This is a genomic window from Marinomonas sp. CT5, from assembly GCF_018336975.1.
GTDB lineage: Bacteria > Pseudomonadota > Gammaproteobacteria > Pseudomonadales > Marinomonadaceae > Marinomonas.
This window is the reverse complement of record NZ_CP025572.1, coordinates 3,798,598-3,808,929: the sequence shown is the minus strand read 5'-3', so window position 1 is coordinate 3,808,929 and position 10,332 is coordinate 3,798,598. Positions and strand designations below refer to the sequence as shown.

Sequence of the window (10,332 nt, the reverse complement as noted above, 5' to 3'; positions counted from 1 at the left end):
GGTCGCGCTCTTCTGTCACTCGCTTGAGTTCTTTTCGAAGACGAAGAATCTCGCTCGACTCAGCAGAGGCTTCTGCAAACGATTCTGCCTCTGGGCCATATCGCTTAATCCAAGCATATAAACTGTGGGTGGTGTTGCCTAAGCGATTAGCCACTTCAGCAACACTAAAGCCTGCTTCAGTCACTTGCTTAACCGCTTCAATTTTGAATTGTTCTGGGTAACGTGTTTTGCTCATAAATACCTCTCAATTAGATCATTTTATCTAACTAAAAGGTGTCTAGCTAACTAGTGGCGATTCACCCTTTTATTGCAATAGTCTTACTTTATTGTGGTTGGCTTAGGCTGATGTGACTGATAAAATTGCAAGGCAGTCACTTTATTGCCTGTAATTGATAATTTTACTATTGGCTTTTTAAAAAATCGTTATTCCTTTTTTTATTAACCATATTAATTGAATAAAAAAGAGTTTTGGCCGTAAAGTTGAGATACTAGTATAGGTTTAGGAGTTTTATGAAAATCGCAGTGGCAGGAACAGGTTATGTGGGGTTATCCCTTGCAGTGCTTTTAGCACAAAATAATGAAGTAGTTGCTTTGGATGTCGTTCCCGAAAAAATTGCTTTATTGAACAATATGACGTCGCCAATTCATGATGTAGAAATTCAAGATTTTCTTGATAACAAAGCATTAAACCTTGTGGCGACTCTAAATAAGGAGCAAGCCTATACCGATGCGGATTTTGTCATTATAGCGACACCAACTGACTATGATGCGGAAACCCATTACTTTAATACTAAGTCGATTGAGTCTGTCATAGCTGATGTATTAGCTATTAATCCTAATGCTGTTATGGTTATCAAATCCACAATTCCTGTTGGCTATGTAGAAAGAACTAAGGCTAAATTTGGGGTTGATAATCTTCTATTTTCGCCTGAATTTTTACGTGAAGGCCAAGCTCTACATGATAACCTTTATCCATCTCGAATTATCGTCGGAGAAGTCTCTGAGCGAGCAACAAGGTTTGCAAATTTGCTCGTAGATGGAGCGATAAAAAAAGATATGCCGGTGTTGTTTACCGATGCGACGGAAGCGGAAGCGGTAAAGTTATTTGCCAATACTTATTTGGCTATGCGTGTGGCATTCTTTAATGAACTGGATACTTATGCAGAAGTTCATGGCTTGGATTCTCGACAGATTATTGAGGGCGTTAGTCTTGATCCTCGTATAGGAGATCATTATAACAACCCTTCTTTTGGTTATGGTGGTTACTGCTTACCAAAGGATACTAAGCAGCTACTTGCTAATTTTGAGTTGGTTCCTCAGGAGTTAATTGGTGCTATCGTTCAATCGAATGCGACTAGAATGGATTTTATTGAACATCAGATCTTGCTCAGAAAACCTAAAAAGGTGGGAGTATATCGCCTTATCATGAAAGCGGGTTCTGATAACTTTCGTGCAAGTGCTATTCAAGGCATTATGTATCGATTGCAGGGTAAAGGCATTGAGCTAGTTGTCTATGAGCCTGAGCTAAATCAGTCTGAATTTCACGACGTAAAGGTCCTTGATTCATTAGAAACCTTTAAAGAGGAATGCGATGTTATTATTGCAAACAGAATGAATGATGAATTGTCGAGTGTCACTGAAAAAGTATATACCCGTGATTTGTTTGCAAAGGATTAGAAATGAGCAATAAAAAAGTGTTAGTCACTGGTGGTGCTGGTTTTGTCGGCAGTCACTTGTGCGAACGCCTAATTAAACTGGGGGGCTATGATGTCTACTCACTTGATAACTACTTTACGGGTAGTGAATTGAATCATATTGGTGGGGTTACTTATATTCGTGGGGAGACGAGAGACATCTCTACCCTTGTAGATTTTTCTCCAAGCATGGTTTATCACTTGGGTGAATATTCAAGGGTTGAGCAGAGCTTTGATGATATAGAAAAGGTTTGGACCTATAACAAAGATGGTATTTTTGCAGTATTAGAATTTGTTAGAAAAGTTGGCTGTAAGATACTTTATGCTGGAAGCAGTACCAAATTTGGTGACGGCGGCTTTGGCCGCAGTGCTTCGCCTTATGCTTGGACAAAAGCCAGTAATACCGAGCTCGTAATGAATTATGGCCGCTGGTTCAATGTGCCCTATGCTATTACCTATTTTTACAATGTCTATGGTGATAGAGAAATACAAACGGGTAAGTATGCGACATTGATTGCTCTATTCAAAGAAAAAATGCGCAATGAAGAATCTTTGACAGTCGTCAGCCCAGGCTCACAGAGGCGAAACTTTACTCATATTGATGATATTATTGATGGCTTAGTACTGGTTGGTGAGCACGGCTATGGTGATGAATTTGGTATTGGTAGTGAAGAAGGTTTTAGTATCTTAGAAGTTGCTAATATGTTTGGTGGTCACGTGGAAATGCTTCCTGAAAGAAAGGGAAACAGAATGACGGCTGATGTAGTGACCGATAAAACTAAAGCATTGGGTTGGACTGCAAAGAGAACACTTTTAGATTATATAGAATCCTTGAGGATGAATCATTGGAAGTCATGAAGTTGGCTGCTTTAGATCTAATGTAATTGTTAATATTTACTTCGCTTTCAACGAATAATCTACTTTAATTTGAGGCAATCTGAACGATGTTGAGAGAAGGTTTTTTTGTTTTTGTATGGTTTCTTGCGGGCCTAACTTTTGCAATTTCTATAGGTATCTACGGTGGATATGGCATAGCCACATCATTATTGTTCCTCTGCTCTGCTTTTTTAGTCTATTTAAAACCTAAATGGTCAGAATTAAACGAAGATGATAAACGCTTATTTTACTCATTTCTGGCTTTTGGTTTGAGTATGTTTTTTTTCGTATTTATTGATGGTTTTCAGTTGAAGGATTTAGATCGACCTTCTCGGTTTATTTTAGTTTTGCCCGTGATGTTACTTCTGCTACAAGCTACCGATAAAAAAGAATGGCTCTGGCATGGAGTGGTGATAGGGGCTATTTTTGCCTTTGGAGTTGCTTGGTATGAGCGTGTGATCTTAGGCTACGGGCGAGCTGAAAACGGACAACATCCAATTATGTTTGGTAATACGGGGATGTTATTAGGCATGCTATGCTTTGCTTCATCCACTTACTTTTTGTCGCATAAACGCTATTTATGGCTGGTTCTTTCTTTAATTGCAGGTATATGTGGCGTCGGAGCTTCTGTTTTGTCTGCCTCTCGAGGTGGTTGGGTTGCTTTACCCTTAATTGGCTTATTTTTGTTTTGGCAAAGTCGGTTTTTATTTAAAAGGAGCGCATGGCTTTTGTTCGGGATAACTACCTGTATTTTTATTGTTTCAGCAATATTGGTGCCACAAACAGGGGTAAAGGAGCGGTTGAATGAAGCTGTTGGAGATGTTTCGAATTACACTAGTGGGGTGAATAAAGACACTTCGGTTGGTTTGCGCTTTGAGATGTGGAGGGCTGCTTTTTATATGTTTCAAGACTCTCCTGTTTTAGGGGCTGGAGTGCACAGCAGTATTGTTGTCAAGAAAGAATTGTTAGACGAGGGGTTGGTGATACCTGAAGCACTTGCGTATGGCCATGCTCACAATGAGTATATTAATGCTTTGGGTTATCGGGGAGTTGTTGGTCTTGCTTTTTTGTTATTAGTTTATTTGGTGCCACTTAGACTTTTTTTGAAAAAGATGGAGCAATATAAAGATAATTGGAATATTAAGTCTTATGCTATGGCTGGTGCTTTAGTCCCCATGTGCTATATGGATTTTGGTTTATCGCAAGTGATGTTTGCCCATAATATTGGTGTCATGATGTATGCCTTTCCTATAGTGTATTTTTGGGCCGCCGTTCGATGGGCAGAGCATGAAGAGCAAATTAAAACCATAGATTCCTGATTCAGCTCTGAAGAAAAAATGGCCGTCATGAATGACGGCCATTTTTATTTGCATTCTTAAGCTGGTTACTTGGCAGATGCATTTGCTTTAGGGGTGTCAGCTTTTTTGATGCTGTGTAATTCTACAACAAATTTTAGTGCGGCATTTGGTGGGATTGGGCCGGTACCACCAGGACCATAAGCTAAGTCAGCTGGAATATATAGTTCATATTTAGAACCAACAGGCATAAGTTGTAGACCTTCAGTCCAACCAGGGATAACGCCGTTTAGAGGGAAAGTGATCGCTTCACCGCGTTTATAAGAGCTATCAAATACGCTGCCATCTATTAGGCTACCTTCATAATCGACTTCAACCGTATCTGTTGCGTTAGGTTTTGCACCATTACCTTTGGTGATTACCTTATATAGTAAGCCTGAGTCTGTTTTTTTAACGCCGTCTTCTGCTTCTTTCTCTTTTAGCCAAGCTGCAGAGGCAGCTTTTGCTTCTTCAGCGGCTTTTTCTTGCTCAAGCTGAGCTTTCTTCATTTGTTCTTGCTGGTAGTCTTGAATGGTTTTCGTCACTTCATCCATCGTCATTTTGCTTTCTTTACCAGCAAATGCGTCTTGGAAACCTGCCATGAAAGTTTTCATATCGAGATTAGAGAAGTCTTGTGACATGCGAGTACCAAACATGGTGCCAATGCTGTAGCCAAGGCGCTGTTCTTTGGAATCTAGTTTGATCGAACTGTCGTCATGTGCATAAGCAAAAGAAACGGATGACATGACTAGCGCCGCAATAAGTGTTTTTTTCATAAGAAAATGTTCCATTATTTGTTGATTTATCACTTTGTGATGTAAAGCATTAAGACGGAGTTCGGATTCGCATTTTTTGACCAGCATTTGATGGGGCGAAAACAAAGCAGGAACAATGATATACGCCTTGTGCTTTGCAAAATCAGATCCGTCGTTTCTGTTTAACGTAAGTGTTCTAACATAAGATAGACTGTTTATGCCAATTATATGTTCTCACGTTACCAAAGCGACCCCTTCACCTGCACACTTTGTTTGAATTTCAATAGATAGAACGGTTCCACAAAGCACAAGACGTGTAATGAGATTAATCCTCTGTTCTTCACTGAGACAATCGCTTTTACAAAAGCATGACAGAGTTTGCGAAAGCCGCTTTGTTTGATTATGTGTCTTTACGTATATCTGACAAAATCGAGAGCGAGTTTGTTCGTTATTAATGAATTCCCATAAATAAGGGGATCAGAATTGGTACTAAAATACTCATAATAAAGCCACTGGCGATACAGACAGGGATGATTTGCGCACCATGAAATTTGCCAAGTATAGGCAAAGTAAAATCCATAGCCGTTGCGCCAGAGTATCCAACCGACATATGGCTGTTTAGTCGCGCTAAAAAAGGTATTAACATGAGTGCTAGTATTTCACGCCCAAGGTCGAGCAAGAAAGCGGTAGTACCTAGCACTGGATTGCCTAAGCCAGTAATAAGAATTCCGGATAAGCTGTACCAGCCAAAGCCTGAAACGACCGCTAGTCCCTGATGCCAACTTAACCCTAAAATTAGGCTACCAATCCAACCAGCCAATAATGTGGTGAAGATGGTGACCAATGCGATAATGACGCCTTGGGAATTTAAAAACAGTTTGCGAAGACGATGATTGCCTTGACGTAACTGACAACCAATTAAAAATAACAAAACATACAATAAGCCAGTGACTAATTCGTCTACGCCTGTAAGCCAATCTTTGGCAAAAATACCTATGATGACACCACCAATGACCCAAGCAAGGGTTTTTGCTGCGTCTTTTAGAGCATGGCTTTTGCTGTCAGATGGGCCCTGAGCAAGGTTATCTGCATGCATACCGCCAAATCTAGCGCCACTAAGATATAAGCCGATTAAACTGAACACGCTGATAAGCGTAAAGAAAATAATGGCCTGATAGCCAGCGATAAAGAGCTTTTCGGCTAAGTTGTCTAATGCTCCGAGGCTAAAGCCGATTAGACCAAGAATAAGATAAACCAATTGCTCTAATCCCTTTGCTACACGAGAAGGGGTGAATAACTTGATATTGACCCAGTAGCCGAAGAGTAAAGCGATTAATAAAGGGCCAAGGGTGGTGAGAATGGTCATGTTAGAACTGTCTTCCCTGTTTAGTCTAATTATCTAATTAATAGTGGAGCGGCATTTTCTCGGTATTGAGTGGTAAATACAAGTCGAGATCATGGGGTTGCTTTAGTATGGTGCAAAATAAAGTCAACCAACGGTGCAATAAATAGAGAACAGTGGTAAATTGCTCGGCTGTTTCAGGCAAGACCAATACAAGACTGAAGTATTTTAAGGTCTCGAATGTTTTTATGGATAATCGGCGGTGATGTGTGGCTAAGCGTTTTCCAGTGTTAAGAGAAGTTCTGCATTTATTATTTCCGATGATTCTTACTATGACATTGGAACTGTCGATCAGTGTTGTCGATACTATTATGCTAGGGCATTACAGTGCATTGCACTTGGCGGCTGTTGGGTTGGCTTCAAGTCTATGGCTGCCTGTGGGCTGTTTTTTGATTGGGGTGACTTTTGGTCTTACTCCACTGGTTACACGTCACTTACATGGTCGACAACCTAAATTAGTTAATCTCTACATGTCTCAAGCGGTTGGTCTGTCCATTGTGCTTGGTGTGATGGCTAGCTTGATCGTCATTTTCTTACTGCCTTATTTTGCTGGTTTGATGGCAACGGAAGAGGAAACAAGGCTGGTTTCTATTTCTTATTTGTATATTTTTGCCCCAGCTCTGCCTATGTTGGCATTGATGACAGCCTATAAAAATTTATTTGAAGCCGCAGGGCGTCCAGGCTTTCCTTTGTTTGTTGCCAGTTTTGGCTTGGTACTGAATATATTGTTCAACTATGTACTAATTTTTGGCCAGCTTGGTTTTCCTGAATTAGGCGCAAAAGGGGCGGCATTAGCGTCGGCTTTGTCATTGTATTTGGCTGTAACTATGTTTTTTGTTTACGACCGCTTTATGAATAAAACCCCGCTCTTTACTCGCTTAGTATGGCGTTATACACGTAAGTTTACGATCCTCTTGAATGTTGGTACACCTGCGGGTTTTGCCTTTGCGTTTGAAGTGGGACTGTTTTCTTCTATGACCTGGTTGATCTCATCATTTGGTGATCTGGCTTTGGGGGGAGGTCAGATCGTCATGTCTTACACTTCTTTCTTGTTTACACCTATGATGGCGATGAGCGCTGTGACGGCTATTGTGGTGGCAAAAGCCATGTCGAAAGAAGGTGTTGACGGCGTTAGAAAACGCATTCGGGTAATTGTACTGTTAGGTCTATCCTATGTGAGCGCCTGTTTTATTATCACTCAAGTATTTCATAACCAGATTCCTTATATATACAGCAACAATGCCGAAGTAGTGGCGCTAGCGGCGAGCATCTTGCTGATCTCTTCTTGTTATCAATTCCCAGATATGCTGCAAACGGTGTTTACTGGCGCGTTACGAGGCTTCCGCGAAACTCGCTCAACTATGATCGCCTTCGCTGTGTCGTTATTTGGCTTGAGTATTCCCTTCGGATTTTGGCTGTCCCATTACAGTCCTTGGGCGGAAACCTTGTCCTTACGAGGTTTTTATATTGGATTGGGAGCAGGTTTAACGCTGCTTGCGATAATCCTAATAGTGCGTTTTCAAATGGTATTGCGTTATTATGAAGGCAAACGCATTGCTTCTCCAAGAGAAGTCGCTTAACTAGAATAGACAAAACAAAGACAGAGTTTTTGCAGAGAATTTTATGAAAACTATTTTGGTAACGGGTGGCGCTGGCTTTATTGGAAGTCATACTTGTGTGGAGTTATTAGATCAGGGCTATGATGTCGTTGTCGTTGATAATTTGTGTAATTCCAATCCGGAAGTATTAAATAGAGTTGCGCAAATTACTGCTAAAACAGTGGCTTTTTATGCCGTCGATTTGTTGGACTCTTCGGCGTTAAATGCGGTTTTTGAGCAGCATTCTATTGATGCAGTGATTCATTTTGCTGGTTTGAAGGCGGTGGGAGAGTCCACTCAAATTCCACTATCTTATTACCATAATAATTTAACCGGAACGCTGATTTTATTAGACATAATGGCGAATCATGGTGTATTTGATTTGGTGTTTAGTTCTTCTGCAACAGTGTATGGCGATAATAACCCTATTCCTTATGTAGAGCATTTTCCTCTCAGTTCGACGAGTCCATACGGCCGAACTAAAGTCATGACTGAGCAATTTCTGCAAGATGCCCATGCGTCTGATCCTAGATGGAATGTGAGTCTGTTGCGATACTTTAATCCGGTTGGTGCTCATCCAAGCGGATTGATTGGTGAAGATCCGAATGGCATCCCGAATAACTTGATGCCGTTTATTACTCAAGTGGCTGTCGGAAAACGCGAGAAACTCAGTGTGTTTGGCGGTGATTACCCAACTCATGACGGTACAGGAGTTCGGGATTATATCCACGTGGTAGATTTGGCTTTAGGGCACATTAAAGCGCTTGAGAAACTGGCGAATCAAACGGAGAAAAGTATTGAAGTTTACAACCTAGGTGCCGGTAAAGGTTTTAGTGTGTTGGATGTGGTCAATGCCTTTGAAAAGGCATCAAAGCAGCGGATCCCATATGAGATTATGGCAAGGCGAGCTGGGGACATAGCAGAGTTTTACGCTGACCCGAAAAAAGCAAGCGACGCACTAGGTTGGCAAGTGCAGCTGTCTTTAGAAGACATGTGTCGCGATGCTTGGAATTGGCAGAGTAAAAACCCGCAAGGTTATAGTAACTAACTTATCCTTCTCGGTTTTTAGGGGAAACCTCTAACTCCTCCACCGTCGTGGGTGGAGGAGTTAGTTTGTCATTTTAAATACTCTACACTGTTCAATTAATGCATCAATGTCCATGTGTTGTTCTGCGCTGTCGGCGAGTCGGTCGATTTCTTTGTCGCGGAATTGGTCGTAGTTAAATGCTGCTGCTTGGTCAACCCCGGCCCAGTTGAGTAGGGCTTTGAGGGCGTCTGGGTGATCGAAGACTCCATGTAAATAAGTGCCGATGATTTGACCATCTGGTGATAGGTAGCCTTCTTTTTCGCTGTTTTCTTTGTTCTTTCCATCATCTAAGAGAGCGAAATGCGCAATCTGTGTTTCATCAGTAAAGCGTGAAACCCCCGAATGAATTTCATAGCCTGTCACTTGAGCATTGGCAGCGAAAGTGAGCTGACCTTGGCGTTGCTTAAGCTGTTTCTCCTCTTTTAAGACAGTTTCCATGGGGATAAAGCCAAAACCTGTAGATCGCGTGTTAGCGTGTTGGTTTTCTAGTCCTAGTGGATCCAGCAGTTGTTCGCCGAGCATTTGATATCCGCCGCAAATCCCGATGACTTTGCCGCCATATCGTAAGTGTTTGTTGAGGTAGTCTTCCCAGCCTTCGTGGCGTAAATAGGCGAGGTCGCTTTGTACGCTTTTGCTGCCAGGTAAAATAACCAAGTCAGCAGGCGGAATAGGTTCGTTGGCGCCTACTAGGGTGACTTGAACTTCTGGATGAAGGCGCAGAGCGTCCCAGTCTGTGTGGTTGCTGGTGCGCGGCATGATCGGTATGACGATGTTTAGTTTGGCGTTGCTGTCTGTTTTAATGGGGCTTTTGGCAACGGCGTCTTCGGATTCTAAATGGAAACCTTTTAAGAAGGGCAGCACCCCTAAAACAGGTTTACCAGTGCGTTCTTCAAGCCAATCTAGACCAGACTGCAATAAGCTGATGTCGCCACGGAAACGGTTTATCACAAAGCCAATGACTCTATCTTGCTCACTTGGGCTGAGTAAATCCAGTGTCCCAACAAGGTGAGCGAACACGCCACCTTTGTCTATGTCGGCAATGATAATCACAGGGCAATCAATGCTTTCAGCAAAGCCCATATTGGCGATATCACGAGCGCGCAAGTTTATTTCGGCAGGGCTGCCAGCACCTTCAATTAAGACGGCTTGATATTGATTGGCCAAACGCTGATATGAATCCAATGCAGCGACTTTGGCGATGCTTTTGTATTCGTGATACCCAACGGCGTTCATGTTGCCCACGGCTTTGCCTTGAATAATGACTTGCGCCCCAGTGTCTGTATTGGGTTTGAGTAGAATAGGGTTCATATCTACTTGCGGTTCTAGCCCGGCTGCATAGGCCTGTACCGCTTGTGCTCGACCAATTTCATTGCCGTCTTTGGTGACCGCGCTGTTTAATGCCATGTTTTGCGGTTTGAAGGGCGCAACGGAAATGCCTCGGCGATAAAATAAACGGCATAATGCCGTGACTAGGGTGCTTTTTCCGGCATCCGAGGTGGTTCCTTGGATCATTAAACTAAAGGCTGGCATTCAGTATCATCACGCTTTGAATCAATAAGGTGATAGAATTCTACCTGACCTATTCA

At 42.1% G+C, this 10,332-nt stretch carries 9 protein-coding genes; 5 read left to right on the top strand and 4 right to left on the bottom strand.

Translation table 11 applies throughout. The features are described from left to right. Positions 1–235: transposase (locus C0J08_RS18235; RefSeq protein ID WP_212653316.1), on the bottom strand; the 235-nt coding region annotated here is incomplete at its 3' end. Between the two features lie 275 nt (positions 236–510). Here C0J08_RS18235 and C0J08_RS18230 point away from each other — a divergent pair. From C0J08_RS18230 to C0J08_RS18220, 3 genes are all read left to right on the top strand, one after another. Next, positions 511–1,677 carry a nucleotide sugar dehydrogenase gene (locus C0J08_RS18230; protein ID WP_212653315.1) on the top strand — a complete coding sequence of 389 codons (1,167 nt, stop codon included), beginning with the start codon at positions 511–513 and terminating at the stop codon, positions 1,675–1,677. A 2-nt stretch (positions 1,678–1,679) separates the two neighbouring features. Beyond that, a complete protein-coding gene (locus C0J08_RS18225; RefSeq protein ID WP_212653314.1) occupies positions 1,680–2,552 on the top strand; it encodes an NAD-dependent epimerase/dehydratase family protein in 873 nt (290 codons plus the stop codon). A gap of 293 nt (positions 2,553–2,845) precedes the next feature. Next, positions 2,846–3,889, top strand: coding sequence for an O-antigen ligase family protein (locus C0J08_RS18220; RefSeq protein WP_249344371.1), 1,044 nt, complete (start codon positions 2,846–2,848; stop codon positions 3,887–3,889). Positions 3,890–3,954: 65 nt separating this feature from the next. Here C0J08_RS18220 and bamJ read toward each other — a convergent pair whose 3' ends face one another. After that, a complete protein-coding gene (bamJ, locus tag C0J08_RS18215; protein ID WP_212653312.1) occupies positions 3,955–4,680 on the bottom strand; it encodes a BamJ family beta-barrel-assembly machinery protein in 726 nt (241 codons plus the stop codon). 430 nt (positions 4,681–5,110) lie between these two features. Beyond that, the gene (locus C0J08_RS18210; protein ID WP_212653311.1) at positions 5,111–6,025 is read right to left on the bottom strand and encodes a LysO family transporter; all 915 of its coding nucleotides are present in this window, start codon (positions 6,023–6,025) and stop codon (positions 5,111–5,113) included. A gap of 245 nt (positions 6,026–6,270) precedes the next feature. Here C0J08_RS18210 and C0J08_RS18205 point away from each other — a divergent pair, with 245 nt between their 5' ends. Continuing rightward, positions 6,271–7,641 (top strand): MATE family efflux transporter, encoded by a 1,371-nt coding sequence (locus C0J08_RS18205; RefSeq protein ID WP_249344369.1) that lies wholly within the window; start codon positions 6,271–6,273, stop codon positions 7,639–7,641. Positions 7,642–7,684: 43 nt separating this feature from the next. Further along, positions 7,685–8,707 (top strand): UDP-glucose 4-epimerase GalE, encoded by a 1,023-nt coding sequence (gene galE / locus C0J08_RS18200; protein ID WP_212653310.1) that lies wholly within the window; start codon positions 7,685–7,687, stop codon positions 8,705–8,707. A 60-nt stretch (positions 8,708–8,767) separates the two neighbouring features. On the opposite strand, the gene C0J08_RS18195 is transcribed toward galE, so the two are convergent. After that, entirely contained in the window at positions 8,768–10,276 is a 1,509-nt protein-coding gene (locus C0J08_RS18195) for a cobyric acid synthase (RefSeq protein ID WP_212653309.1), read from the bottom strand. Between the last annotated feature and the right edge of the window lie 56 nt (positions 10,277–10,332).

Bases quoted from the DNA above. Each gene is read 5' to 3' on its own strand.
- galE (WP_212653310.1), top strand. From the start codon at position 7,685: ATGAAAACTATTTTGGTAACGGGTGGCGCTGGCTTTATTGGAAGTCAT.
- C0J08_RS18220 (WP_249344371.1), top strand. From the start codon at position 2,846: ATGTTTTTTTTCGTATTTATTGATGGTTTTCAGTTGAAGGATTTAGAT.
- C0J08_RS18195 (WP_212653309.1), bottom strand. From the start codon at position 10,276: ATGCCAGCCTTTAGTTTAATGATCCAAGGAACCACCTCGGATGCCGGA.
- bamJ (WP_212653312.1), bottom strand. From the start codon at position 4,680: ATGAAAAAAACACTTATTGCGGCGCTAGTCATGTCATCCGTTTCTTTT.
- C0J08_RS18210 (WP_212653311.1), bottom strand. From the start codon at position 6,025: ATGACCATTCTCACCACCCTTGGCCCTTTATTAATCGCTTTACTCTTC.
- C0J08_RS18225 (WP_212653314.1), top strand. From the start codon at position 1,680: ATGAGCAATAAAAAAGTGTTAGTCACTGGTGGTGCTGGTTTTGTCGGC.
- C0J08_RS18230 (WP_212653315.1), top strand. From the start codon at position 511: ATGAAAATCGCAGTGGCAGGAACAGGTTATGTGGGGTTATCCCTTGCA.